The sequence below is a fragment of the Cupriavidus sp. CPT47-8839-RL05A genome (genome assembly GCF_058792255.1).
Genome location: NZ_JBYTEG010000015.1, coordinates 1 through 26111, shown reverse-complemented (window position 1 = coordinate 26111; position 26111 = coordinate 1). Strand labels below are relative to the sequence as shown.

At 66.8% G+C, this 26111-nt stretch carries 24 protein-coding genes; 5 read left to right on the top strand and 19 right to left on the bottom strand.

The features are described from left to right. Positions 1 to 10 precede the first annotated feature (10 nt). The 12 genes from hflK to ndk form a co-directional block, all read right to left on the bottom strand. The gene (hflK, locus tag AC3WVS_RS18980; protein WP_010809433.1) at positions 11 to 1372 is read right to left on the bottom strand and encodes an FtsH protease activity modulator HflK; all 1362 of its coding nucleotides are present in this window, start codon (positions 1370 to 1372) and stop codon (positions 11 to 13) included. 152 nt (positions 1373 to 1524) lie between these two features. Next, positions 1525 to 2787 (bottom strand): GTPase HflX, encoded by a 1263-nt coding sequence (gene hflX / locus AC3WVS_RS18975; protein ID WP_492319885.1) that lies wholly within the window; start codon positions 2785 to 2787, stop codon positions 1525 to 1527. A gap of 225 nt (positions 2788 to 3012) precedes the next feature. Next, positions 3013 to 3252: an RNA chaperone Hfq gene (hfq, locus tag AC3WVS_RS18970; RefSeq protein WP_010809431.1), complete on the bottom strand. Its 240-nt coding sequence runs from the start codon at positions 3250 to 3252 to the stop codon at positions 3013 to 3015. A gap of 211 nt (positions 3253 to 3463) precedes the next feature. After that, complete coding sequence (der, locus tag AC3WVS_RS18965; RefSeq protein ID WP_492319884.1) at positions 3464 to 4807, bottom strand: ribosome biogenesis GTPase Der; 1344 nt, start codon at positions 4805 to 4807, stop codon at positions 3464 to 3466. 220 nt (positions 4808 to 5027) lie between these two features. After that, positions 5028 to 6203: an outer membrane protein assembly factor BamB gene (gene bamB / locus AC3WVS_RS18960; protein ID WP_492319883.1), complete on the bottom strand. Its 1176-nt coding sequence runs from the start codon at positions 6201 to 6203 to the stop codon at positions 5028 to 5030. Between the two features lie 68 nt (positions 6204 to 6271). Then, positions 6272 to 6904 (bottom strand): tetratricopeptide repeat protein, encoded by a 633-nt coding sequence (locus tag AC3WVS_RS18955; protein WP_439670731.1) that lies wholly within the window; start codon positions 6902 to 6904, stop codon positions 6272 to 6274. A gap of 69 nt (positions 6905 to 6973) precedes the next feature. Beyond that, positions 6974 to 8344 (bottom strand): histidine--tRNA ligase, encoded by a 1371-nt coding sequence (gene hisS / locus AC3WVS_RS18950; protein ID WP_010809427.1) that lies wholly within the window; start codon positions 8342 to 8344, stop codon positions 6974 to 6976. Between the two features lie 39 nt (positions 8345 to 8383). After that, positions 8384 to 9676: a flavodoxin-dependent (E)-4-hydroxy-3-methylbut-2-enyl-diphosphate synthase gene (ispG, locus tag AC3WVS_RS18945; protein ID WP_492319882.1), complete on the bottom strand. Its 1293-nt coding sequence runs from the start codon at positions 9674 to 9676 to the stop codon at positions 8384 to 8386. Between the two features lie 38 nt (positions 9677 to 9714). Continuing rightward, positions 9715 to 10680: a RodZ domain-containing protein gene (locus AC3WVS_RS18940; protein ID WP_492319881.1), complete on the bottom strand. Its 966-nt coding sequence runs from the start codon at positions 10678 to 10680 to the stop codon at positions 9715 to 9717. After that, positions 10673 to 11452, bottom strand: coding sequence for a type IV pilus biogenesis/stability protein PilW (gene pilW / locus AC3WVS_RS18935; RefSeq protein ID WP_492319880.1), 780 nt, complete (start codon positions 11450 to 11452; stop codon positions 10673 to 10675). The genes AC3WVS_RS18940 and pilW overlap by 8 nt, the downstream gene beginning before the upstream one ends. Beyond that, positions 11449 to 12603, bottom strand: coding sequence for a dual-specificity RNA methyltransferase RlmN (gene rlmN, locus AC3WVS_RS18930; protein WP_010809423.1), 1155 nt, complete (start codon positions 12601 to 12603; stop codon positions 11449 to 11451). Before rlmN ends, pilW begins: the two co-directional genes overlap by 4 nt. Before the next feature lie 53 nt (positions 12604 to 12656). Next, the gene (gene ndk / locus AC3WVS_RS18925) at positions 12657 to 13082 is read right to left on the bottom strand and encodes a nucleoside-diphosphate kinase (protein WP_010809422.1); all 426 of its coding nucleotides are present in this window, start codon (positions 13080 to 13082) and stop codon (positions 12657 to 12659) included. 373 nt (positions 13083 to 13455) lie between these two features. On the opposite strand from ndk, the gene AC3WVS_RS18920 reads away from it, so the two are divergent. Then, positions 13456 to 14160 carry a Bax inhibitor-1/YccA family protein gene (locus tag AC3WVS_RS18920; RefSeq protein ID WP_010809421.1) on the top strand — a complete coding sequence of 235 codons (705 nt, stop codon included), beginning with the start codon at positions 13456 to 13458 and terminating at the stop codon, positions 14158 to 14160. Between the two features lie 70 nt (positions 14161 to 14230). On the opposite strand, the gene rlmD is transcribed toward AC3WVS_RS18920, so the two are convergent. Beyond that, positions 14231 to 15535 carry a 23S rRNA (uracil(1939)-C(5))-methyltransferase RlmD gene (gene rlmD, locus AC3WVS_RS18915; protein ID WP_492319990.1) on the bottom strand — a complete coding sequence of 435 codons (1305 nt, stop codon included), beginning with the start codon at positions 15533 to 15535 and terminating at the stop codon, positions 14231 to 14233. Positions 15536 to 15786: 251 nt separating this feature from the next. On the opposite strand from rlmD, the gene AC3WVS_RS18910 reads away from it, so the two are divergent. After that, positions 15787 to 16641 carry an endonuclease/exonuclease/phosphatase family protein gene (locus AC3WVS_RS18910; protein WP_492319879.1) on the top strand — a complete coding sequence of 285 codons (855 nt, stop codon included), beginning with the start codon at positions 15787 to 15789 and terminating at the stop codon, positions 16639 to 16641. 30 nt (positions 16642 to 16671) lie between these two features. Here AC3WVS_RS18910 and AC3WVS_RS18905 read toward each other — a convergent pair whose 3' ends face one another. From AC3WVS_RS18905 to surE, 5 genes are read right to left on the bottom strand one after another with little or no spacing between them, the layout of a single operon-like run. Continuing rightward, the gene (locus tag AC3WVS_RS18905; protein ID WP_492319878.1) at positions 16672 to 17508 is read right to left on the bottom strand and encodes a 3'-5' exonuclease; all 837 of its coding nucleotides are present in this window, start codon (positions 17506 to 17508) and stop codon (positions 16672 to 16674) included. Next, positions 17505 to 18683, bottom strand: a complete 1179-nt coding sequence (gene rpoS, locus AC3WVS_RS18900) for an RNA polymerase sigma factor RpoS (RefSeq protein WP_011615628.1) — start codon at positions 18681 to 18683, stop codon at positions 17505 to 17507. Before rpoS ends, AC3WVS_RS18905 begins: the two co-directional genes overlap by 4 nt. A gap of 6 nt (positions 18684 to 18689) precedes the next feature. Then, positions 18690 to 19550 carry a peptidoglycan DD-metalloendopeptidase family protein gene (locus AC3WVS_RS18895; protein WP_010809416.1) on the bottom strand — a complete coding sequence of 287 codons (861 nt, stop codon included), beginning with the start codon at positions 19548 to 19550 and terminating at the stop codon, positions 18690 to 18692. An 8-nt stretch (positions 19551 to 19558) separates the two neighbouring features. After that, positions 19559 to 20479, bottom strand: coding sequence for a protein-L-isoaspartate(D-aspartate) O-methyltransferase (locus AC3WVS_RS18890; protein WP_492319877.1), 921 nt, complete (start codon positions 20477 to 20479; stop codon positions 19559 to 19561). Positions 20480 to 20507: 28 nt separating this feature from the next. After that, complete coding sequence (gene surE, locus AC3WVS_RS18885; protein WP_010814245.1) at positions 20508 to 21260, bottom strand: 5'/3'-nucleotidase SurE; 753 nt, start codon at positions 21258 to 21260, stop codon at positions 20508 to 20510. 207 nt (positions 21261 to 21467) lie between these two features. Between surE and AC3WVS_RS18880 the strand changes: the two genes are divergently transcribed. Beyond that, positions 21468 to 22442 (top strand): NADPH:quinone oxidoreductase family protein, encoded by a 975-nt coding sequence (locus AC3WVS_RS18880; RefSeq protein ID WP_010814246.1) that lies wholly within the window; start codon positions 21468 to 21470, stop codon positions 22440 to 22442. A gap of 196 nt (positions 22443 to 22638) precedes the next feature. Here the strand turns inward: AC3WVS_RS18880 and AC3WVS_RS18875 are convergent, their stop codons facing one another. After that, complete coding sequence (locus AC3WVS_RS18875) at positions 22639 to 23697, bottom strand: porin (protein ID WP_492319876.1); 1059 nt, start codon at positions 23695 to 23697, stop codon at positions 22639 to 22641. 221 nt (positions 23698 to 23918) lie between these two features. Here AC3WVS_RS18875 and AC3WVS_RS18870 point away from each other — a divergent pair, with 221 nt between their 5' ends. Both AC3WVS_RS18870 and AC3WVS_RS18865 read left to right on the top strand, forming a co-directional pair. Further along, entirely contained in the window at positions 23919 to 24593 is a 675-nt protein-coding gene (locus AC3WVS_RS18870; RefSeq protein WP_492319875.1) for a response regulator, read from the top strand. Further along, positions 24590 to 26008, top strand: coding sequence for a sensor histidine kinase (locus AC3WVS_RS18865; RefSeq protein WP_492319874.1), 1419 nt, complete (start codon positions 24590 to 24592; stop codon positions 26006 to 26008). Before AC3WVS_RS18870 ends, AC3WVS_RS18865 begins: the two co-directional genes overlap by 4 nt. The last annotated feature ends 103 nt before the right edge of the window (positions 26009 to 26111 follow it).

Genomic DNA, 26111 nt, shown 5'->3' with positions numbered 1-26111 from the left:
GACGGTCTCCTCAGCGCGAGTCGCGGTCGCGGTTGCGCAGCGCTTCGCGCGAACGGGCGTCCGTCGATGCATCCGGCGCGGACGCCGGCGGGCTGGCCGCACCCGGTTGGCCCGGCTGCGGCGCAGCGCGGCCGTCGGCCTGTGCCATCAGCTTGTCCAGCGGCAGGTAGAGAAGATTGTTGCCCTGGCGCGCGTCCACCAGCACCTTGGTCGAATTGGTGTAGATCTGCTGCATGGTTTCCAGATAGATGCGGTCGCGCGTCACCTGCGGCGCCTTGGCGTATTCGGTCTGCACCGAACGGAAGCGCGAGGCATCGCCCTCGGCCTGCGCCACCACGCGCGAGCGGTAGGCTTCGGACTCTTCCTTCAGGCGCGCCGCGGTACCCTTGGCGCGCGGGAGGATGTCATTGGCATAGGCCTGGCCTTCGCTGATCGCGCGCTCGCGGTCCTGGCTGGCCTTGTTGACGTCGTCGAACGCGGCCTGCACCTGCTCGGGCGGCTGCACGCTCTGCACGTTCACGGACAGCACGCGGATGCCGGTCTTGTACGCCGTCAGGATGGCCTGGATCGACTTGGCCAGTTGCTGCGCGATCTGTTCGCGGCTCTCGTACAGCACCGCGTCCATCTTGTTGCGGCCGACGATCTCGCGCACCGAGGTCTCGGCGGCCTGCGTCACCAGCTCTTCATCGCCACCGCGGTCGGTCTTGTTGAAGAACAGGAATTCGCCGGCGTCCTGGATCACGTACTGCACCGTAAAGCGCACGTCGATGATGTTCTCGTCCTGCGTCAGCATCGACGAGTCCTTCAGGTTGCTGTCCTTGATCGAGGTGGAGCGCCCCACCTCGACCGAACGCACGGCCGACAGGTTGACGATCTCGGCCGACTGGACCGGCCAGGGCATGCGCCAGTTGATGCCGGGGCCAGTGGAGTACTTGAACTTGCCGAACTGCAGGATCACCGCGGTCTGGCCTTCCTGAACCATGAAGAAGCCGCTGGCCAGCCAGATGCCGACCACGGCCGCCACGATCACGCCAGCGCCCACCCCCGAGCCCTTGCCCGGCGTGCGCGGACCGCCAAAGCCCTGATTGTTGCCGCCGCCGTTGTCCTTGCGGCCGAGCAGGCCGTTCAGGCGGCGGTTGAAGTCGCGCCACAGTTCGTCCAGGTCGGGCGGGCCGCCGTCCTGCTGCGGGCGCTGGTTCTGCTGGCGGTTGTCGTCGCGACCGTCCTTCTTGTCGTCGTCGTCCTGACCGTTGCGACCCCAGCGCGGATCGTTCAGCGAGAAGATGGCGCGCAGGCGCTGCCAGCCCGCGCGCAGCGCGAAGCGGCCGCCTGGTGTCAGGCTCGAATCAGCATTCCGGGGAAACTGGGGCATGAAGTGCACGGGTCCGGGGAAGTTTGTAACAGGGGGATTCTAGCAGTCATCCGAGCCACTTTTGGCCAATTCGCGCAATCCCGGCAGCAATCGCACCGGGATTGGGCAGAACGGCCGGAGCACTGGCGGCGAACTGACGGCAACTTGACAGGCTACAGCCTGCCCGAATCCCCCGCGTCGGCGTCGTCGCTGCTGTCAGCCACGCCGCCCTCATCTGCACTGCCATCATCGCCGGCATCGGCGTACTGGGGCACGTCGGCCAGGCGCGGGTCATAGGGTTGCGGCTCGGGCGGGCGGCTGGCCAGCCATTGCGCCACCTCGACCACGGCCTCGCGCAGCGTATCCAGGCCCATGCCCTCGCGCGCGCTCAGGAACACGCGGGTGGGGATGCCGTCCTCGTCGCGCTCCAGGCGCGGGCCCTGCTCCAACAACTCGGGCGCGGCATCGATCTTGTTCATCACCACGATCTGCGGGATGTCCAGCGCGTTGATTTCCGCCAGCACGCGGTTGACCTGCTCGATCTGCTCGTGGCGCACCGGGCTCGATGCATCCACCACATGCAGCAGCAGGTCGGCATGCACGGTCTCGTCCAGCGTGGCGCGGAACGCCGCCACCAGTTGCGTGGGCAGGTCGCGGATAAAGCCGACCGTGTCGGACAGCACCACGTTGCCCAGCCCGTCCAGGAACAGCCGGCGCGAGGTGGTGTCGAGCGTGGCGAACAGCTGGTCGGCCGCATAGGCGCCAGCCTTGGTCAGCGCATTGAACAGCGTCGACTTGCCCGCGTTGGTATAGCCCACCAGCGAAATGCTGAGCGTGTCATTGCGCGCGCGCGCGCGCCGCTGCGTGCTGTGCTGGCGCTGCAGCCGCGACAGATCGGACTTGAGCCGCTTGGCGCGCTCGTCCAGCATGCGCCGGTCCAGCTCGAGCTGGCGCTCGCCGGGGCCGCCGCGCATGCCGATGCCGCCCTTCTGCCGCTCCAGGTGGCTCCACGCGCGGACCAGCCGCGACGCGCGGTACTGGACCTGCGCCAGCTCCACCTGCACCTTGCCCACGTGGCTCTGCGCGCGCTGCCCGAAGATGTCCAGGATCAGCCCGGTGCGGTCGATCACGTGGCGGTTCAGGAAGCGTTCCAGGTTGCGCTGCTGCGCCGGGCTCAGGGCGTGGTTGAACACGACCACGTCGGCATCCAGGGCGTCGGCGGCCTCCTTCAGCTCCTCGGCCTTGCCCGAGCCGATGAACAGCGCCGGATCCGGCCGCGAGCGGCGGCCCGTCAACGTATGCACCGGCAGCGAGCCTGCGGTAGAGGTCAGCAGCGCCAGTTCGCTGAGGCTTTCCTGGAAGTCATGCTTGCCGAAGTCGACGCCGACCAGAATGGCGCGCGAAGGGGCGGTATTGGAAGTGGCTCTGGGGTCCAAGGGAGGGCGCGTAAGCGCAGGGAAAAACGGGTTCAGGGGGAAGGCGGGCGGATGTCGGACACTGTCCCGGCCCCTGCCGGGACAGGCCGCCGCATGATGCGGAACGTGGCGGCAGCGGTGGCGGCATTGGCAACCGCCGGGCCGCGCGGCACCGGGCGCGATGGCGCACCGGCGCCGGGCATCAGTGCGGCGCCGCGGGGCGCCCGCACGATGCCCGCAAGGAGATCAGGCCTCGGCGGCGTCATCCACGCGGAAATTGACCGCGCGCGCAGGAACGACAGTGGAAATCGCATGCTTGTAGACCATCTGCGTCACGGTGTTGCGCAGCAGGACGACATACTGGTCGAACGATTCGATATTGCCTTGCAGCTTGATGCCATTGACGAGGTAGATGGAAACCGGCACGTGCTCTTTGCGCAGCGCGTTCAGGAACGGGTCTTGTAGCAGTTGCCCTTTGTTGCTCATGGCACACTCCAAATTTATAGGTTTAGTGGTGAATGATGGGGATGGAAATCCCCGGTTCAAGTCAGTCGGCGCAAAAACGCGCCAGAAAAAAGATCAAAAACGGTACCAAGTCGGCGTCAATGCACAGGGAACCCCCTGCTACCGCAAATTTAGCCGCAGTTCCAAACGAACGCAAACGAAAACTTGCCCCGCCAGGAATCCGATTCCGGACTCAATCCTTCGAGTCCGCGTACGGATTTTTGTTCGTACGAAATTCGATGCGAAGAGGGGTGCCCTTGAGCTTGAATGCCGTACGGAAACGATTTTCCAGGTAGCGCCGGTAGGTTTCCGCAACGCCCGAGAGCGCATTGCCGTGGATCACGATAATGGGCGGATTCGAGCCGCCCTGGTGCGCGTAGCGCAGCTTGGGCCGCGACGCGCCGACCCGCTTGGGCTGCTGGAATTCCACCGCTTCCTGCAGCACACGCGTGAGCTGCGGCGTCGGCAGCTTGACCATGGCCGCGGCGAACGCATCATCGACCGAACGCATCAGCGCGCCAATGCCGGTACGCTCGCGCGCCGAGACAAAATGGAAATTCGCGAAGTTCAGGAATTGCAGCTTGCGTTCCAGGTCATGCTTGATGCGGTCGCGGGTATGGCCGTCCAGCCCATCCCATTTATTGACGCCCACCACCAGCGCGCGGCCCGACTCCACGATAAAGCCGGCGATATGCGCGTCCTGGTCGGAAATATCCTGTTGCGCATCGAGCAGCAGGATCACCACGTTGGCATCGGCGATCGACTGCAGGGTCTTGACCACCGAGAACTTCTCGATCGCCTCGAACACCTTGCCGCGCCGGCGCAATCCGGCCGTGTCGATCAGCGTGTAGGGCTTGCCGCCGCGCTCGAACTCCACGTAGATGGCATCCCGGGTGGTGCCGGGCATGTCGAACGCAATCACGCGCTCTTCACCGATCAGCGTGTTGACCAGCGTGGATTTCCCCACATTGGGGCGCCCGACGATGGCGATCTTGACGCCCTTGCCTTCGTCCGGAATCTCTTCGCCCAGCTCGGGGCGCTCCTGGACCGCGAGTTCGATGGCCTCGTCGACCAGTTCGCTCACGCCGTCGCCGTGGGCAGCGGAGATCGCGTACGGATCGCCCATGCCCAGCTCATAGAAATCGGCCGCCACCGAGGTGTACTTCATGCCCTCGGCCTTGTTGACCGCCAGCATGATGCGCCGGCCGGTCTTGCGCAGGTAGTCGGCGATGGCGCGATCCTGCGGCGCCAGGCCCAGGCGGCCGTCGACGATGAAGATCACCACGTCGGCCTCGACCACGGCCTGCTTGGTCTGCTTGGCCATCTCGGCGACGATGCCTTCCTTGACCACCGGCTCAAAGCCGCCGGTATCGATGGCGATGAACGGACGTTCGCCGATGCGCCCTTCCCCGTAATGGCGGTCGCGCGTCAGGCCCGGCAGGTCGGCGACAAGGGCGTCGCGCGATCGGGTCATGCGGTTGAATAGCGTCGACTTGCCCACATTGGGGCGGCCGACAAGTGCGATAACTGGTTTCATGCAATAAACGGAAACGGGGGCCGGCACGCCGCCCCCCGGTAACTCCGGAGTCAATGGATCCGACGGCACGCCGCGCCACCTAGGGCGCGGTCTGCCGCTTGTCCTGTCGGGCGCGGTGCCGGGTCAACGGACCCGCTGCAATTGCCGCGCTAAGGATCATGCTACCGGATTCGGCGCTAGCCGTACCGACAGGTGTACGGCAGCGCGCATTGGATTCCTGTCAGCCAGGCTGGAAACCGTAGACGTCGCCGTCGCGGGTCTGGATTACCAGGGTCTGCCCCGCCACCACGGGCGCGGCGGTGATGGCACTGCCATCGGTCTTCATGCGTGCGATGACCTGGCCGTCTTCGCGCGACAGGAAGTGTACATAACCTTCAAAGTCGCCCATAACCACCGAGCGGCCCAGGGCCAGCGGCGCGCCCAGGCGGCGATTGCGCAGGTCGTTGTTCTTCCAGCGCTCGTTGCCGTTCTGGCGGTCGAACGCATGCACGACCGACTGCTCGTCGCTGGCGTAAATTGCATTGTCATCCTGCGCCGGGCCGCTCGGCGACGAGAAATCCTTGCCCCACTGCGGCTGCCCGCTGGCCAGCTCCAGGCAGGCCACCCGGCCCTGGAAGGTAGTGGCGCAGACCTGGCGCCCGCTCACCATCGGCAGGCCGGTGACGTCGTTCAGGCGCTCGATCTCCGACACGCCCTTCGGGTACGAGACCGCACTCTCCCAGCGCAGCACGCCGTTGCCCGGCGTCAGCACGCCCAGCTTGCCGCCGGGGAAGCCCATCACGATGCCGTCGCCGGCAAACACCATCCCCATCGCCGCGCGCAGGTTCAGCGGCGTCTGCGAACGCTGGTAGATCCAGCGGCGCTCGCCGGTCTCGGCGTCCAGGCCGAATACGCGCGTGTCGGTGGTGCGCACCACCACCAGGCCGTTGCCGACCAGCGGCGCCGACAGCACCTCGCCGTTGACCTGCTTCTTCCAGATCTGCTTGCCGCTGGCGTCAAAGGCATAGATGGCGCCCTTCTCGCCGGCGACCGCCGTCACCGAGCCATCGCTGCCCGGGCCCGAGGTCAGGTCCAGGTCGGCCTTGGCCTTCCACAGCACGCGTCCGCTGGCGCCTTCCAGCGCCATCACGTTGCCGTTGTTGGACGAGACGTAGACGTTGTTGCCCGCCGCGGCCGGCTGCATCGAATAGGGGCCGCTCTTGCCCACGTCGGCCTTCCAGGCCTGGCGCACCGACAGCGTGCCCGAGATCGGCTTGAGCTCGGCGGGCGGGTGCTTGTTTTCCTTGCTGAACAGCGAGCAGCCGCCCAGTGTGGCCAGGCAGGCAACCGCCACCAGCGCACGGGTCATGGCGCGGGCGGGCTGGCGATGTACGGCACGGGAAAGCACTGACGTCATAGGGTTACGGTCCTGTTTATACGATCCGCTGGATATGCGGTGTTTGCATGCGTTCGGGAGCGGCCGGATCAGGCCGTGCCCAGCGCATCAAGCTTGAACTGGATGATCTGGCGCATCGCCGGCTCATCCTGGCCCAGCTTGTCCAGCGCCTTGCGATAGGCCGTGCGCGCATCGTCGCGCTTGTCCTGTGCGGCGAGCAGGTCGCCGCGGCGGTCGGCATACAGCGCCACGAACGCTGCCGGCGGTTCATCCTTGAGCAGCGCCAGGCCCTTGTCGTAGGCCTTCTCGTCGAGCAGCACGCCGGCCAGGCGCACGCGCGCCAGGTGCGAATACTCCTGGTCGCCATGGTCGATGGCCCATTGCAGCTGGCTCTTGGCCGCGGCGAGGTCGCCCGCATCGTACAGCACGCGGCCCGCGACCAGCGCGCTCATCTGGCCATAGGCGGTGCGGCCGTACTTGTCTTCCAGGTCGGTCGCGGCGCGCTTGATGCGCTCGATGTCACGCGCCTCGGCGGCCTTGAGCACCTGCTCGTACAGCACCGCGGCCTCGCCCGCCTGCTTGCGTTCCCAGTACTTCCAGCCGTTCCAGCCGGCGAACGCCAGCAGCGCGACGATCAGCACCCAGGTCAGCGCATTGCCGTACTGGCGCCACCAGGCCTTCAGATTCTCAAGCTGTTCCTGTTCTTCTAGATCGTAAGCCATGTCGAGGCAATCACCTGCGTTGGGTTAGGTACTCGTGTACTGGGGTTTTCCGGCTGGCCGGCGCGCGATTTATTCGCTGGCGCCGACCATGGCGTCGATCAGGTAATCGACCAGTCCCTCGGCCGGCACGGTGGCCTGTTGTCCACCGCCTTCGGCCTGCTCGCGCTGGCGAAGTTCCTTGACCTGGACCACGCCGGCAGCCACTTCGTCGTCGCCAATGATAACGGCATAGGCCGCGCCGCTTGTGTCGGCACGCTTCATCTGCGACTTGAAGCTGCCGCCCTTGCCGTCGGGGCTGGCGTGCAGCACCACGTCCAGGCCCGCGTCGCGCAGCCGTTCCGCGGCGATCATCGCCTGCTGCGCGGCGGCTTCGCCCTGGTGCACCAGGTAGACGTCGCAGCCCGCCGCGTCGGGCACCACGCCCTCTTCGCGGATCAGCTCGATGATGCGCTCGATGCCCATGGCCCAGCCGCAGGCCGGCGCCGGCTTGCCGCCCATCTGCGCGATCAGCGGGTCATAGCGCCCGCCGCCGGCGATGGTGCCCTGCGCGCCCAGCTTGTCGGTGATCCACTCGAACACCGTCAGGTTGTAGTAGTCGAGGCCACGCACCAGGCGCGGGTTGATCTTGAACGGGATGTTGTTGGCCTTGAGCAGGCGCTGCACGCCCTCGAAGTGCGCCAGCGACTCCTCGCCGAGGAAGTCGATCAGCTTGGGCGCGTTGGCCGCCATCTCCTGCAGCGCCGGGTTCTTGGTGTCCAGCACGCGGAGCGGGTTGGTGTACAGGCGGCGCTTGCTGTCGTCGTCCAGGATGTCCTGGAAGCCTTCCAGGTACTTGATCAGCTGTTCGCGGTGCGCGGCGCGTTCATGGGCCTGCCCCAGCGAATTGAGCTCCAGGCGCACGCCAACCAGGCCCAGGTCGTCCCACAGGCGCTGGCACATCAGGATGATTTCGGCATCCACGTCCGGGCCGGCAAAGCCCAGCGCCTCGGCGCCGAGCTGGTGGAACTGGCGGTAGCGGCCGCGCTGCGGACGCTCGTGGCGGAACATCGGGCCGGTGTACCACAGGCGCTTGGGGCCGTCGTACAGCAGGTTGTGCTCGATGGTGGCGCGCACGGCCGCGGCGGTGCCTTCGGGGCGCAGCGTCAGCTGCTCGCCGTTGAGCGAATCGGTGAAGGAGTACATCTCCTTCTCGACGATGTCGGTGACCTCGCCGATGCCGCGCACGAACAGCTGCGTATGCTCGACGATCGGCGTGCGGATCTGCTGGTAGCCGTAGGCACGCAGCATGGCGCGTGCGGCATTCTCGAAATGCTCCCACAGCGGCGCGTCCGCCGGCAGCATGTCGTTCATGCCCTTCACGCCCTGCAGGGCCTTGGCGGGGCGCACCTTCGGTTCGGTCTTGGCACCGCCTGCGGCGGCCACGTTCTCGGATTGCGTCATTCTGTTCTTGTCAGGCTGCTGGCACCCGGCCGGTCCGGCTCAGGCTGCCACTTCTTTGTCGGCCCGCGCAGCGCCCGGGCCGTAATGCGTGCGAACGTATTCATCTACGATCGCCTGGAATTCTTCTGCAATGCGCTCGCCGCGCAGCGTCTTCACCTTGACGCCGTCGACGAACACCGGCGCCGCCGGCGATTCACCCGAGCCCGGCAGCGAGATGCCGATATTGGCGTGCTTGCTCTCGCCCGGGCCGTTGACGATGCAGCCCATCACGGCCACATCCATTTCCTCGACGCCCGGGTAGACGGTCTTCCATTGCGGCATCTGCTCGCGCAGATAGGCCTGGATGCTTGCCGCCAGCTCCTGGAAGACGGTGCTGGTGGTGCGGCCACAGCCCGGGCACGCAATCACCATCGGGGTGAAGTTGCGCATGCCCATGGTCTGCAGGATCTCCTGCCCCACGTACACCTCTTTCTCGCGCGGCGCGCCGGGTTCAGGCGTCAGCGAGATGCGGATGGTGTCGCCGATACCTTCCTGCAGCAGCACCGACAGCGCCGCGGTCGACGCCACGATGCCCTTGCTGCCCATGCCGGCCTCGGTCAGCCCGAGGTGCAGCGCGTAGTCGCAGCGGCGTGCCAGCTCGCGGTACACCGCGACCAGTTCCTGCACCTGCGACACCTTGCACGACAGGATGATCTGGTCGCCCGGCAGGCCGATTTCCTCGGCCTTCTTGGCCGAGTCGATGGCCGAGGTGATCAGCGCCTCGATCATCACGCTCTGCGCCGGCCACGGCTCGGCGCGCCCGGCGTTCTCGTCCATGATCCGTGCCAGCAGGTCCTGGTCCAGGCTGCCCCAGTTCACGCCGATGCGCACCGGCTTGTTGTAGCGGCACGCCATCTCGATCATCTGCGCGAACTGCGTGTCGCGCTTGGCGCCCTGGCCGACGTTGCCGGGGTTGATCCGGTACTTGGACAGCGCCTCGGCACAGGCCGGATAGTCCTGCAGCAGCTTGTGGCCGTTGTAGTGGAAGTCGCCCACCAGCGGCACGTTCACGCCCATGCGGTCGAGCTGCTCGCGGATCGACGGCACCGCGGCGGCGGCCTCGGGCGTGTTCACCGTGATGCGCACGATCTCCGAGCCCGCACGCGCCAGTTCCTTGACCTGGATGGCCGTGCCGATGGCATCGACCGTATCCGTGTTGGTCATCGACTGCACGCGCACCGGCGCACTGCCGCCAATGGTCACCACATTGTCGCCCCACGCAACGCGCGCCTGGCGCGTCTGGCGGCGCGGCAGCGGACCGGGCAGGACCGGGAGACAGAGCTGTTGGTTCATAGCGTTACCACCTTGCAAAGACGCACCGCGCGCCCGCGTCAGGGCAGCGTCAGGCGCGCCACGTTGTTGCGGTTGGCTGCCTTCAGGTCGACCGGCGTGCCATTGCGCGTCAACGACTCGACGCCCTTGACGTTGCCGATCACCACCTTGTACGGGGCCGTGCCGCCACCGGCCACGGTCTGGCCGGCCTTGGCGGTACCGCCCATGACGATCTTGCCGCTATTGTCCCGGATCTCATACCAGGTATCGCCGGCAAAGCGGATCTGCAGTTCGCCCTCGCCTGCTGGCGCAGCCGGTGCCGCGGCAGCTGCAGGCGCGGAAGCGGCTGCGGGTGCCGTCGCGGCCACGGGAGCTGCGGCGGCACTGGCCGGAGCGGTTTCGGCAGACGGCGCCGGCGAATCGCTGGCGGCCATGACCGGCGGCAGCGCCGCCGTCACGGTGCCAGCTTCCGTGCTCTGGATCACGGCAGGCGCTTCAGCCGTTACGGTCTCGGCAGCGCTGCTGCGCGCATCGATCCATGCGCGGATATGGTCAAGGCCGAACCAGCCGCCCGCGGCCACCAGCACGGCCACCAGCGCCAGCCAGACCCAGCGGCCGCCGTTGCCGCCCGAGCGGAAGCGGTTGCGGTCGTCGAAGGCCGCATTGATGCCACCCTCGCGCTGCCGGGCAATTTCCGCCACCTGCGCCACCGGGCGCGGCTGGAAGCGTGCCAGCAGCGGGTCGATGTCGACGTGCAGCATGCGCGCATAGGCACGCATCACGCCCTTGGCGAAGGTCACGTCGGGCAGTGCCTGCAGGTTGCCGGCCTCGATCGCGCGCAGCTTGCCTGCAGCCACCTTCAGGCGCGCGCTGACGTCTTCCACCGACATGCGCTGCGCCTCGCGCTCGCGCGCCAGCGCTGCGCCGATCTCGCGTGCGGCAGCTTCGCGTTCTCCTTCGTGCGCGCCCCCGCCGACTTGTTGCGTCGGTACGGCCTGGCCTGCGGCGCGGTCGTGCTCACTCATCCCATGCTCCTTGTTCGTAGGCGGTCAACTCACGCGAGTCGGGGAAGCGGCTGCGCAGTTGCGCCCCAAGCGCATCCTGCGTGCGGCTGTCGCCCTGACGGTGGGCAATGCGCGCTCCCAGCCAGAGGGATTGCGCATTGACAAATTGGCTGTTGTTGACGCGCTGGACATATTGCCGGGCCTGCGCGAAATCGCCGCGCCGGTAGAAGACCAGCGCAAGGTTGGTGTTGGCCACCGGGTTGTTGCGGTCGTAGCCGAGCGCGGCCTTCAGGTTCTTTTCCGCTTCGGCGCTGTGGCCCTGGCGCAGCTCGCACGCGCCCAGGCTGATCAGCGGCTTGGCGGGGCCGCCTGCGGACGGCGCCGACATCGCGCGCTGCAGCATCGGCACGGCCTCGCCGTAGCGCCCTTCCTGGCACAGGAACCAGCCGTAGTTGTTGAGCAGGTCGCCGTCGTTGGCACGCATCGACACCGCCGTGCGGAAGCTGTCATCGGCCAGCGTCCGCTCATTCATGTTCATGTAGATCAGCGCGCGCACATGGTAGGCGTCGGCGAGCGCCGGATCGATGGCAATGGCCTGCTTGATCTCGTCAAGGGCGACCGCGTTCTGGCCCGCCTCCAGGTAGTTGGTGGCAAGCTGCAGCCGGATGCCGGCGCGGCGCCTTGCATCGGTCTGGTCGGAAGCGGTCTGGGGATCCTGCGCCGGCGCATGCGGCAGCTGGCAGCCGGACAACATCAGCAGCCCCAGCAGGGCCGCAGCGAGCAGACGGATCATGCAGGGCGAACCTCCCGAGGCTGGCCGGAAGCAGCGACCGGCACCAGTGGCGTGATCTTGCCGAACTTGCCGCGCTCGGCCAGGCGCGTGCGGTCCTTCACTTCCCCGGCCAGCTGGCCGCAGGCGGCGTCGATATCGTCGCCGCGGGTCTTGCGGATGGTGGTCACGATGCCTGCGTCCATCAGCACCTGCGCAAAGCGCCGGATCTGATCGTTGTTGGAACGCTTCAGGCCCGATTCGGGGAAAGGATTGAACGGGATCAGGTTGAACTTGCACGGCACGTCGGCCACAAGCTTCAGCAGTTCCCGCGCATGCTCGACACCGTCGTTGACGCCGTCCAGCATGCAGTATTCGAAAGTAATGAAATCGCGCGGCGCGAATTCCAGGTAGCGGCGGCATGCCGCCATCAGTTCGGCCAGCGGGTACTTCTTGTTCAGCGGCACCAGCACGTCGCGCAGGGCGTCGTTGGACGCGTGCAGCGACACGGCGAGAGCCACCGGGAGATCCTTGGACAGCCGGTCCATCATCGGCACCACGCCGGAGGTGGACAGCGTCACGCGGCGGCGCGACAGGCCGTAGGCGTTGTCGTCGAGCATCAGGCGCATGGCCGGCACGACAGCATCGTAGTTCAGCAGCGGCTCGCCCATGCCCATCATCACCACGTTGGAGATGACGCGGTCGTCCTTGGGGCCGCGGCCCAGTTGTTCGCGCATGGCGAACTCCGCCATCCACAGCTGGCCGATGATTTCACCGGTGCTGAGGTTGCGCGAAAAGCCTTGCTTGCCGGTGGAGCAGAAGCGGCAGTTGACGGCGCACCCCGCCTGCGAGGAAACGCACAGCGTGCCGCGCGTTTCCTCGGGGATGTAGACCGTTTCCACCGCGTTGCCCTGGCCCACGTCGAGCAGCCACTTGCGCGTGCCGTCGGCCGACAGGTGGTCGGTGATGGCGGCAGGCGCGCGGATCTCGGCCCGCGTCGCGAGCTTTTCGCGCAGCGACTTGGCGAGATCCGACATGGCGTCGAAGCGGCTGGCACCGTAGTGGTGGATCCAGCGTTGCAGTTGCCGCGCACGGAACGGCTTCTCGCCGAGCTCGCCGCAATAAGCGGTGAGCGCGTCCGCGTCGAGGTCGAGCAGGTTGACGAGAGCGTTCATGACGGCAAACTCAGCTTCGGTGTCAGTCTAGTCCTGGCAGCAGCGCCGGACAATCAGCGGCTGTAGACGTTCATGCCCGGGAAGAAGAACGACACTTCCACGGCAGCCGTTTCAGCGGCGTCCGAGCCGTGCACGGCGTTGGCGTCGATGCTGTCGGCGAAATCGGCGCGGATGGTGCCCTTCTCGGCCTTCTTCGGGTCGGTGGCGCCCATCAGGTCACGGTTCTTGGCGATGGCGTTCTCGCCTTCCAGGGCCTGGATCATGACCGGGCCGGAAACCATGAAATCCACCAGGTCCTTGAAGAACGGACGCTCCTTGTGGACAGCGTAGAACTGCTCGGCTTCGCCGCGCGACAGGTGCACCATCTTGGCAGCAACGATCTTCAGGCCGGCGGCCTCGAAACGGGCGTAGATCTGGCCAATGACGTTCTTGGCCACGGCATCCGGCTTGATAATCGACAGGGTGCGTTCGATCGCCATGAAAAACTCCGAAAAATGAAGGGGTTACAAATGGATTAAACGTGCGATTCTAGCACGAAGACTATGACCCTTTCGAGGGTCTTCCCTGCTCTCGCGTGTGTCGGGCCGCCCTTGCCGCACAACCGGACGCCAAGCATGCCAATGAACACATTACAACCTTGTCATGCCAGGAACACGCCGCCCCGGCTAACATCCAATGTGAGCGGCACCGAACGGCGCAAAGCAATGCAAGAGGTGACTCATGAGTTACCCCGCCCTTGCAATTCCACCTCCCAGGTGCCACATTGACGATGGTTCCGTCCGGGTTCCATACGAATCTTCGCATCCGAAGCCTCGCAGCCCGGCGCCTCACCGTTTTGAGACAGGAGTCACCATGGATAACAAGCTGAACACCTACGGTTTCGGCAACAGTGCGTCGACCGTCACTGACGTCGTCGTTCGCAACCGGGTCTTGCGCAACACTTACTGGCTGCTGGCCCTCTCGATGATCCCCACCGTGCTCGGTGCGTGGATCGGCGTGGCCACAGGCTTCAGCTTCATGGCGGGCAACCCCTTCCTGTCGCTGATCCTGTTCCTGGGCATCGCGTTCGGGTTCTTCTACGGTATCGAGAAGACCAAGAACAGCAGCATGGGCGTGGTCCTGTTGCTGGCCTTCACGTTCTTCATGGGGCTGATGCTGTCGCGGCTGATCGGCGTGACGCTGCAGTTCTCCAACGGGCCGGCGCTGATCATGTATGCCTTTGGCGGCACGGCGGCGGTATTCGGCGCAATGGCGACCATCGCCACGGTCAGCAAGCGTGATTTCTCCGGCCTGGGCAAGTTCCTGTTCGTCGGCGTGATCCTGCTGATCCTGGCCAGCGTCGCCAATATCTGGCTGCAGCTGCCCTCGCTGATGATCACGGTGTCGGTGATCGCCATCGGTATCTTCTCGGCGTACATCCTGTTCGATGTGCAGCGCGTGGTGAATGGCGGCGAGACCAACTACATCACCGCCACGCTGGCAATCTACCTGGACGTGTACAACGTCTTCGTCAACCTGCTGGCGCTGCTGGGCATCTTCGGCGGCAGCCGCGAGTGACGGCAACCTCCCCTGCAGCATGAAAAAACCGGCCTGATGGCCGGTTTTTTCTTTGGTGCGACTTGCGCGATCAGCCGCGATCGAACACCGCGATCGACTCCACGTGCGAGGTGTGCGGGAACATGTTGACCACGCCCGCGCCGGCGAGCCGGTAGCCCGCCTCGTGCACCAGCAGGCCGGCGTCGCGCGCCAGCGTGGCTGGGCTGCACGATACGTAGACGATGCGCTGCGGCAGCACGTCGCTACCCTGCTGCGCCAGTTCGCCCAGCGCCTTGCATACCGCCAGCGCGCCTTCGCGCGGCGGATCGACCAGCCAGCGGTCGAAGCGGCCCAGCGCGGCAATGTCCTCGGCCGTGACCTCGAACAGGTTGCGGCAGGCAAACTCGGTCCTGGCCGCCAGCCCGTTGTATTCGGCGTTGGCCAGCGCTCGCGTGGTCAGCGCCTCGCTGCCTTCGATGCCCATCACCGACTTGCCCTGCGTGGCCAGCGGCAGCGTGAAGTTGCCGATGCCGCAGAACAGGTCGAGCAGGCGGTCCTGCGGCTGCGCGTCCAGCAAACGCAGCGCGCGGCCGATCAGCACGCGGTTGATCTGGTGGTTCACCTGGGTGAAATCGGTCGGCTTGAACGGCATGCGGATGCCGAATTCCGGCAGCGTATAGGCCAGCTCGGCATCGGCCGGATAGAACGGATAAACCGTATCCGGGCCCTTGGGCTGCAGCCAGAACTGCACCTTGTGCTGGTCGGCGAAGGCGCGCAGCAGGTCCTTGTCGGCATCGGTCAGCGGCTCCAGGATGCGCAGCACCAGCGCGGTGACTTCCTGCCCCACGGCCAGCTCGATCTGCGGCATGCGGTCGCGGATCGACAGGCCGCCAACCAGCTCGCGCAGCGGCACCAGCATGGCCGACACATGCGGCGGCAGGATCTCGCAACGGGTCATGTCGGCCACATAGCTGCTCTTGCGCTCATGGAAGCCAACCAGCACCCCACCCTTCTTGGCCACATGGCGCACAGTCAGCCGCGCGCGGTAGCGATAACCCCAGTCCGGCCCGGCGATGGGGCGGAACACCACATCGGGCTTCACCTTGGACAGGTGCCACAGGTTGTCTTCCAGCACGCGCTGCTTGATTGCCAGCTGGGCGCGCGAATCGAGATGCTGCATCGAGCACCCGCCGCAGACCCCGAAATGCTGGCAGCCGGGCTTCACGCGCATCACCGATTCCTGCCGGACCTCGACCAGGTGGGCCTGCTCGTAGCTGGGCTTGCGGCGAAAGCTGCGGTAGCTGACGGTCTCGCCGGGCAGCGCGCCTTCGACGAAGATCACCTTGCCGGGCGTGCCGTCCTCATTCACCAGGCGGCCAACGCCGCGGGCCTCCATGTCGAGGCTGTCGATCGACACCACGGGATCGGCCGCGGGGGCGCCAGCGTCGGCGCGGACACGGGACTCTTTTGCGACGGGAGCAGCACCTTGAGCGGCAACAGCGGCCGGGGCTGCCGGCGTTTCTTGTGGGGAGGACACGGCTTGGGACACCAGACGAAACCTGACGTATTGTTTTGTGAAAGCGGGATTGTATGCCAGACCGGGCCGGCACCGGCGGCTGCTTCCCGGCGACGTGACGGAGACGGCAAATGGAACTGATTTCCTGGAATATCCAATGGGGTCGCGGCGCCGACGGGCATGTCGACCTGGGCCGCCAGGTCGACACCCTGCGCGGCATTGCCGATGCCGACGTCATCTGCCTGCAGGAGGTCACCCGCGGCTTCGGCGAACTGCGCGGCAGCCCGGGGGAAGACCAGGTGGCGGAGTTGACCGCCCTGCTGCCCGGCTACCACCTGCTCTACGCGCCTGGTGTCGACCGGCGCACCGCCACCGGAGGGCGCAAGCAATTCGGCAACCTGATCGCCACGCGCCTGCCGGTGCGCGAAGTCTTCCACCACGCCCTGCCCTGGCCGGCGGACCCGCAGGTGGCGTCGATGCCGCGCGTGGCGCTGGAAGCCACGGTCGAAGTCGGCACCCGGCGGCTGCGCGTGATCTGCACGCACCTGGAGTATTACTCATCACACCAGCGCGCCGCGCAAGCCGAAGCCTTGCGCACCTGGCACGCCGAAGCCTGCGACCATGCGCGCCGCCCCGGCCGCAGCGAGAAATGGCCGGGTCCGTTCACGCCGGAGCCGCGCCCGGCCGAGGCTGTCCTGTGCGGCGACTTCAACAGCAAGCCTGACGATATTGCCTACCGCCGTGTGCTCGAGCCCTTTGACGACGCCACGCCGCCCTGGCGCGATGCCTGGCTGCACACACACCCAGGCCAGCCGCATGCGCCGACCTGCGCCCTGTATGACAAGGAGCAATGGCCGGAGGCGCCGTTCGCCTGCGATTTCATGTTCGTGACGGAGAATCTCGCCGGGCGGATCCGGCGCTGCGAGGTCGATGCCGATACGGCCAACTCGGACCACCAGCCGATCCTGCTGTCGCTGGATCTGTGAATTCGTGTCGGCGGCGCGTCGCCGCCGTGCTCAGTCTAGGTCTTCGGCTTCGGGCGTGAGGCGCTGCAGCCTGAATGCCTGCAGGTATTCCATCCACTGCTCGCCGGGCAGCTCGGCCAATGACTCCTGGACGAACTCCATCTCGACGTCGAACTCGCGCGGCGACATGCCGCCGCGCATCAGCTGGAAGCGGCAGTACATCAGGTAGGTGTTGACGACGTCGGTCTCGCAATAGGCGCGGATCTCGTCGAGCTGGCCGGCCTGGAACGCCTGCCAGACCTTGCTGCCGTCCATCCCCATCTTGCCCGGGAAGCCGCACAGCTTGGCCAGGTCATCCAGCGGCGCGCTGGCGCGGGGCTGGTACATGGCCAGCAGGTCCATCAGGTCCAGGTGCCGCATGTGGTAGCGGCTGATGTAGTTGTTCCACTTGAAGTCGCGGCTGTCGTCGTCGCGGCCCTCTCCCATCTCCCAGTAACGCGGCGCGGTGACGCCGTTGACCAGGCCGCGATAATGCAGCACCGGCAGGTCGAAGCCGCCGCCGTTCCATGAAACCAGTTGCGGGCTGTAGCGCGCGATCAGTTCATAGAACTTCTGGATCAGCGTGGCCTCGCCGTCTTCCGGCGTGCCCAGTGAGCCGACGTGGAACACCGCCGAGCCGTCGCGGTGCGTGCGGCGCAGCACGCAGGAAATCGCGGCGATGCGCTGCAGGTAGTGCGGGAGAAAATCGCTGCCGGTCTTTTCGCGGCGGGCGGCAAACGCATGCTCGGCGACTTCGGCGTCGCTCATCGCATCGGGATGGTCATGCAAACGGCGCAGGCCGGCAACATCGGGAATGGTCTCGATGTCGAATACCAGCACAGGGGTCATAGAACAGCGTCCTTCCTGACACCTTGCGAAGCGAAATGCCGCTTGAGCTTGACCAGCGCCTCCTGCTGGATCTGGCGCACGCGCTCGCGCGTGAGGCCCATTTCCTCGGCCAGCTCTTCCAGCGTGGCGGGCTCGATATGGTTGAGGCCGAAGCGGCGCTCCACCACATAGCGATGCTTTTCCGACAGGCGCGCCAGCCAGAGCTTCATCAGCCCTTCCAGCTCGCGGTGCGCCACCTCCTGGTCGGGGGCGGCGTTGTGCTCGTCGGAGAGGAAATCCAGGAGGCTCGAGCCGGGATCGAGATCGAACGGCGTATCGAGCGAGGTGGTATGTTCGTTGAGTGCCAGGACGTCCTGCACTTCGTCCGGCGTCTTGCCCAGCAGGTGGGCGATGTCTTCAAGGCTGGCGTCGCGCCCGTCGGTGCCGCCCTTCTCCAGATGGCGCTTGGCGCGCAGCACCTGGTTGAGTTCGCGGATCACGTGGACCGGCAGGCGGACCGTGCGCGCCTGGTTCATGATGGCGCGCTCGATGCTCTGGCGGATCCACCAGGTCGCGTACGTCGAGAAGCGGAAACCGCGCGACGGATCGAATTTTTCAATCGCGTGCATCAGGCCCAGGTTGCCTTCCTCGATCAGGTCGAGCAGCGGCACGCCACGATTGAGGTAGCCCTTGGCGATGCTGACCACCAGCCGCAGGTTGCGCTCGATCATGACCTGGCGTGCGGCAAAGTCGCCGTCCTTGGCCAGCGTGGAAAAATGCAGTTCTTCCGGGGCCGACAGGAGCGGCTTGATGCTGATGCGGTTCAGGTAGTGCTGGACGGTGTCCGCAGCCAGCTCGGTATGCAGCACGGTGCGGAAATCATCATGCTCGGGGGCGGCACTGTCGGTGCCATTTTCCGCGCTCTCTTCTTCCTCGTCTTCCGACTCGTCCTCATCGTCGTCGCGCACGATGCGCTCACTGTCGTCGGCAAGCAGGTCGGCCTCGCGCAGGCCCACCGAAGTGGACGTGGCGATGGGCTCGTCGGTCACGGGAATCAGTTCGGCGGCGAGATCAGGCTCGAAGCCTTCAGCATCGGCGCGCGCGTCGGGATGTGCCACACCAGCCTTCACTTCCGGCTGCTTGGGACGGCGAGCCCTGCTTACGGTTCCGGAGGAGACAGTTTTCTGGCGTGGCATGAACCCTCACTGTGGCGGCAGGTACCGCATCGGATCAACCGGTTTTCCGTTCTTGCGGACTTCGAAGTGAAGCTTTACCCGGTCGGTATCGCTGTTGCCCATCTCCGCAATCTTCTGGCCTTTTCGGACCGCGGATTGCTCAGCCACGAGCACCTTGTCGTTGTGCCCGTAAGCAGTAAGAAATGTCTCGTTGTGTTTGATGATGACAAGATTCCCGTAGCCGCGCAAGGGGCCAACGTGAATCACCCGACCATCGTCCGCAGCCAGCACCGCATCGCCCTTCTTGCCCGCAATATCGATGCCTTTATTACCCTTGTCGTCGAATTTCCCGACCGTCTGGCCGGTTGCCGGCCAGGCCAGCTTCATCGAGCCATCGGCGACCGGCGCCGCGGCCGCGGCGGGCGCGGCGGGCGTTGCCGCAGGCGCCGAAGCGGCCGCAGCCGGCGGCACCGGCGTGGCGGCCGGGCGGGCCTGGTCGATCGGCTGCGCCTGCACCGTGCCCGGCGCCACTGGCATGGTGGCCACGCCGGGCGCAGTGTTGACGTCGGCACCCGGCGGCACGATGCGCAGCAGCTGGCCGACCTCGATCTGGTTCACATTGGTCAGGTTGTTCCACGTTGCCACATCGCGATACGACTGGCCGTTCTCCAGCGCGATACGGTAAAGAGTATCGCCTCGCTTGACCCGATAGTATCCGGGGGGCGCCGGTTCCAGCGTCGCGGCCGTGGTACCGGAAGTGGAGGTACGGTCAACCACGGGTGCCGGCATCGGCGAATTGGCGCAGGCGGCCAGCAGGGCCGTCAGCGCCGAGGCCGCAAAAAGTTGTCCGGCGCGTGCGAAATATTGCGATTTCACGATGTTGTGCATAGTTCGACTCAGATGGTGCCCGATTTTAAGGGCACAAAGAAAACGGCTTCAAGCGCGGTTCTGTGAAAGCGATGGCGGTTGCGCCGCTCGATCAGCAACAGCTGCTGCGTGACGGTCTGGCCCGGCACGCCCGCCGGCGGCATCACCGCCACCGGGGCGATCAGGCGCCCGCCGATGGCCAGCTGCTCCAGCAGCGCCTCGGGCACCTCCATGCCGGCCGCGGCCAGGATGATGGCCGAAAACGGCGCCGCCTGGGGCAGCCCCAGCATGCCGTCACCGTAGTGCAGGCGCAGGTTGGGCACGCGCAGCGGCCGCAGGTTGGCCTTGGCCTGCTCGTGCAGCGGGCGGATGCGCTCGATCGAGAAGACTTCGCGCGCGACCTGGCTCAGCACCGCGGCCTGGTAGCCGCAGCCGGTGCCGATCTCGAGCACGCGCTCCAGCGGCGCGTCGGCGGCCAGGCCCTCGCGCAGCAGCTCGATCATGCGCGCCACCACCGACGGCTTGGAAATGGTCTGCTGGTGGCCGATCGGCAGCGCGGCGTCCTCATACGCCTGCGATGCCAGCCCCGGCTCGACGAACAGGTGGCGCGGCACGGTGGCAATGGCCGACAGCACGCGCTCGTCGCGGATGCCCGCGGCACGCAGCCGCGCCGCCAGCGCCACGCGCGCGCGCGCCGAGGCCATGCCGCCACCGCCCGCGGTGGCCGCCGAGGCGCGTTGCTCGACCGCGCTTGCAGGCACCGGCGCGGGCGCCGGTGCGGCGGTGCGCGGCAGGCGCGGCTTGGCCGGCTTGGCTGGCGCGGGTGTGGGCGCGGCCGGCCGCGGCGTGCCCACGGCAGGCATGCCGGCGGTGCGGGCCGGTGCGGGCTTGCGCTCGACTACCGCATCGAGCGGCAGCGGAAACTTGCTGCGAGGGGGCGTGGTGCTCATCGGGGGCGCGACACTGCGGATCGGTGGCCTACTTCAACCACTGGTCGAGCGCGTCGAGCTGCCCGCGGTGCGTCAGGTCGAGCTGCAACGGCGTGAGCGAGACATAGCCCGCCGCAGCTGCATGGAAATCGGTACCCTCGCTGGCATCGCGCGCATCGCCCGCCGGGCCGATCCAGTAGTTGGTGTCGCCGCGCGGATTGACCTGCGTGATCACCGGCTGCGACGGATGGCGCTTGCCCAGGCGCGTGGCGCGGTAGCCCTTGATATGTTCGAACGGCAGGTTCGGGATATTGACGTTGAGCAGGAACGGCTCGGCCGGCGGCGTGCCGATGATGCGCTCCACCACGGTGCGCGCAACGCGTGCCGCGGCGTCCAGGTGCTCCCAGCCCTTGTCCACCTGCGAGAAGGCGACCGACGGAATGCCCAGCAGGTAGCCCTCGATGGCGGCGGCGACGGTGCCGGAGTACAGCACGTCTTCGCCCATGTTCTGTCCCTGGTTGATGCCGGACACCACCAGGTCGGGTTTCTCTTCCAGCAGGCCCGTCAGCGCGATATGCACGCAGTCGGTCGGCGTTCCGTTGACGAAGCGAAAACCTTTTTGCACGCCTTCGCGCGCTTCGTAGATCGACAGCGGCCGCTGCAGGGTCAGGGAGTTGGAGGCACCGCTATGGTTCTGCTCCGGCGCGATGACCGTGATCCGGCCCAGCGGCGCGAGCGCGGCATGCAAAACGGCCAGTCCCGGCGCGAGATAACCGTCGTCGTTGGCGAGAAGGATATGCATGGCGCGATTGTACCTGAGCGCGCGCGCGCAAGCGGCCCGTGCGCCGCCCTGAAAGCACGTTTCTGGCGCTGTATGCAGGCCGCAAATAACCACCTCCATAGCTTGGACATGGAACAGAACGACCGTGCTATTTCTACGCTACACTTGCCCTGCCCGCCCGCATAAGCTTGACTGGCGTGAAATGCCACCAACATCACCGGAGACAAGATGAAAGCCGTACTGTGCAAAGCCTGGGGCCCGCCCGATTCGCTGACCATCGAAACCCTGCCCGACCTGGTACCGGCCAAGGGCGAAGTGGTCATCGACGTCAAGGCGGCCGCCGTCAACTTCCCGGATGTGCTCATCATCCAGAACAAATACCAGGCCAAGCCTGCCCTGCCGTTCAGCCCGGGCTCGGAGCTGGCCGGCGTGGTCAATGCGGTCGGCGAAGGCGTCACCCACGTCAAGCCCGGCGACAAGGTGATCGCCTACCTGGGCAACGGCGCGTTCGCCAGCCAGGCCAAGGCGCCGGCGGCGTCGGTGGTGCCGATGCCGCCCGGCATCGATTTCGAGACCGCGGCGGCGTTCACGCTGACCTACGGCACCTCGCACCACGCGGTCATCGACCGGGGCGAGCTGAAGGCCGGCCAGACCATGCTGGTGCTGGGCGCGGCCGGCGGCGTGGGCCTGGCGGCGATCGAGATCGGCAAGGCCATTGGCGCGCGCGTGATCGCCGCCGCCTCGACCGACGAGAAGCTGGCGGTGTGCAAGGAACACGGCGCCGACGCGCTGATCAACTACAGCACCGAGGACCTGCGCGAACGCATCAAGGCGCTGACCGACGGCAAGGGTCCGGACGTGATCTACGACCCGGTGGGCGGCATCTATGCCGAACCGGCCTTCCGTTCGATCGGCTGGCGTGGCCGCTACCTGGTGGTGGGTTTTGCCAACGGCGAGATCCCCAAGCTGCCGCTGAACCTGGCGCTGCTCAAGGGCGCCTCGCTGGTGGGCGTGTTCTGGGGCGACTTCGTGCGGCGCGAGCCCAAGGCCAACCAGGCCAATATGGCGCAGATGCTGGGCTGGATGAAGGAAGGCAAGATCCGCCCGCATATCTCGGCGCGCTATCCGCTGGAGCAGGCTCCGCAGGCGCTCAAGGACATGGAAGCGCGCAAGGTCACCGGCAAGATCGTGATCGTGCCCTGAGCGGCACGCACGCCGGCGGCGCGCCCTGCCCGCCGGTAAAAGAAGGACGCAAGGCGTGCGGCTACGCCCTGCGCCCGGCTGAGGCAACGCGCCTCAAGCTGCCAGCCGCCCTCGATGGCGCACACCCATGCGCCAGGCGGCGGGCAGTTCCCAACAGGCCGATGAGGCCATTCCGGCCATTCAGGCCGCCCCTTCCTCAGAAGCGGTGCTGCAGGCCGGCCATGACGCCGGTCTGGTTGTTGGCGAACCCGATCAGGTCGCGCGAGACGCTGACGTTCTGCCCGTTGCGCGCATCGGCATAGCCCACCGACAGGTAGGCCAGCGTGCGCTTGGACAGCGCGTACTGGCCGCGCAGTGAGAACAGGATCGGGTCGGCGTTGTTGCCGCCCTTGATGTTCTGCTTGTAGACCGCGCCGTACAGCGTGAAGGCCGGCGTGAAGTCATAGCTGGCGCCGCCCCAGTACATGTCGCTGCGGTCCGTCGCCGCGCCGGTGGTGAAGGTGCGCTTGTAGTTGCGGTAGCCGGCAAACAGCTTCAGGCCGCCGAAGTCATAGCTGGCGCCGGCATGGATGCCCTGGATGTAGTCGGTGCTGTCGGCCGGCGTGGTGCTGCTGCCGGCGCCGTTCTGGCGGTCCCAGGTGGCGGCCGCGGCAAACTTGCCGGCGCTGTAGCCCACCCCCAGCGCGTATTTGGAGGAGCTCTTGAAGTCCCCCGCCACTTCGCCCATGGCCACGGTCGCGCCCAGCTTCAGGCCGCCGAAGCTGCCGTCGTAGCGGACCGCGTTCGAGGCGCGCGAGAACAGGCCGTCCTTGCGGCCGCCGGTGGCGGTCGACGAGGTGGCCCACGAATAGGCCGGCGCGTAGCCCATCGGGTCGAACGGCAGCATGAAGTCGTAGGTCGTGGTGAAGGTGCGGCCCAGCACCACCTGGCCGTAGCGGCTTGCCAGGCCCACCGTGGCACGGCGGTCGAACAGCGTGTTGTCGGTGTCCAGCCTGCCGGTATCGATGGCAATGCCGCTTTCCAGGGCGAAGATCGCCTTCAGGCCGCCGCCCAGGTCCTCGCTGCCGCGGATGCCCCAGCGCGAGGTGTTCTTGCCGCCCGAGGTCAGCTTGACCGCCGAGCCGTCCGGGCCCGCGTGGCTGACAAATTCGATGCCGGCGTCCACTAGGCCATACATGGTCACGCTCGATTGGGCGGATGCCGACCCGGCCGCAGCCAGACCCATCGCTGCGAATGCCATTGCCGTACGCTTCATGCTATCTCCTTGCTTGTGCTTGTTGTGTGAATCGTTAGCCGGCCGGATGGTAGGGGACGCGCACTTTCAGTTCGCTTTCGGAATGCGGGCTTTTCGCGGGCACGGCGCCGCTGCGGGATTGGGGGTTTCCCCTAGCTTCTAAGCCGGCGCACTTCCCTGTATCTGTCTGGCCTCGGCCGTTCCGGCCGGTTTTCCGTATTGCCGCCTGACTGCCCTGCCCCATGCGTATCCTGCTTGCCGAAGACAATGTGATGCTGGCCAATTCCCTGAGCCAGGCCCTGGGCCAGGCCGGCTTCACGGTCGACTGCATGCACGACGGCCGCAGCGCCGACAACCTGCTCAGCACGCAGGACTACGCACTGCTGATCCTGGACCTGAGCCTGCCCGGACTGGATGGCCTGGAAGTGCTGCGCCGCCTGCGCCAGCGCCGCAACCCGCTGCCGGTGCTGATCCTGACCGCGCACGGCTCGGTCGAAGACCGCGTGCGCGGCCTGGACCTGGGCGCCGACGACTACCTGGCCAAGCCCTTCGACCTGTCCGAACTGGAAGCGCGCGCCCGCGCGCTGATCCGCCGTGCCCACGGGCATGAGAGCACGCAGATCGCCTGCGGCCCGCTGCACTACGACAGCGTCAGCCGTGCGGTCCTGCTGCACGGCGAGCTGCTGCCGCTGACCGGGCGCGAACGCGCCGTGCTGGAGGTGCTGCTGCTGCGCGATGGGCGCGCGGTGAACAAGGCGGCGCTGTCGGAGAAGATCTTCGGCATCGACGAATCGGTCAACCCGGATGCGATCGAGATCTACGTGCACCGGCTGCGCAAGAAGCTCGACGGCAGCGGCGTGGCCATCGTCACACTGCGCGGGCTGGGCTACCTGCTCGAAGCGCGGCCGGCGGCATGAGGCTCCCACGACAGGCGCCCAGCCTGCGCCTGCAGCTGTCGCTATGGCTGCTGTTGCCGCTGATGGCCCTGCTCGCCTTCGATGCGTGGCTGACCTATGAGCGCGCCATGTCGGCCGCGCATATCGCTTTCGACCGCACGCTGGAGGCGTCGCTGCGCGCAATGCGCGAAGGCATCCGCCTGCGCGAGGGGCGGCTCCAGGTCGACGTGCCAAACCTGGCGCTGGAACTCTTCGACGACCAGGCCGGCCCGCGCATCTTCTACCGCATCCGCGACGAGGACGGCGCCACCGTGACCGGCTACGACGACCTGCCGATGCCGGCCGAGGCGCCGCTGCGGCTGTACCGCACCGAGTTCTACGACACTGTCTTCCGCGAGCACCCGGTGCGCATGGCGGCCCAGGCGCTGCCGGTGCACGACGTGGGCTCGGCGCGCACGCGCCTGGTGTGGGTGCTGGTGGGCGAAACCATCGAGCCGCGCCAGCTGCTGGCGCGCGACATCCTGATCGGCTCGCTGCTGCAGGAGCTGATGCTGGTGACGCTGGCGCTGGGCATCGTCTGGCTCGGCGTGCGGCGCGGGCTGCGGCCGCTGAACCGGCTCTCCGACACAGTGGCACGGCGCGGCACGCAGCTCGACCCGATCGAGCAGAAGGACCTGCCCGCCGAGATGAAGCCGCTGGTGCAGGCGCTGAACCAGTACATGGACCGGCTCCACGGCATGGTGCAGGCGCGCAAGCGCTTCTTTGCCGATGCCGCGCACCAGCTCAAGACGCCGCTGGCGATCATCCAGGCGCAGTCCGAGCTGGCGCTGCGCGAGCGCGACGGCGAACGCGTGCGCGAGCATATGCGGCTGCTGCACGGCACCGTGCGCCATGCCTCCAAGGGTGTGCAGCAGCTGCTGTCGCTGTCGCGGCTGGAGCCTGATGCGGGCTACATGCCCACGCTCAGGCCGCTGCGGCTCGATGCGCTGGCGCAAGGCGTGGCACTGGACTGGGCGCCGGTGGCGCGTGGCAGCGAGGTCGACCTGGGCTTCGAGCAGTTAGGGCCGGTGGAGGTCTCCGGGCAGGCCGAGCTGCTGCAGGAGCTGACGGGCAACCTGATCGACAACGCGATCCGCTATGCGGGGCGTGGTGCGGTGGTCACGGTGCGCGTGGCGCTGCACGGCGGCGTGCCGCGGCTGCAGGTGATCGACAACGGCCCCGGCATTGCGCCGGCAGAGCGCGATGCGGTGTTCCGGCGCTTCTATCGCGGCGAGAGCGGACAGTCCGTGGAAGGGACCGGGCTGGGGCTGTCGATCGTGCGCGAGATCGCGCGGCTGCATGGTGCAGCGGTCGAGCTTGCGGATACGCCCGGAGGCGGGCTGACGGTGTCGGTAAACTTCAGCGCTGCCGACCACAAACCCGAGATTTGCTCTTGACCGCTTGGGTGCTCCCTCTCCCGCAATGAACTGACCCCCAGAAGTTGGAGACAACTTTTTGGGGTTTTTACATGGCAAAGTACACCGAGCAGTTCAAGCTGCA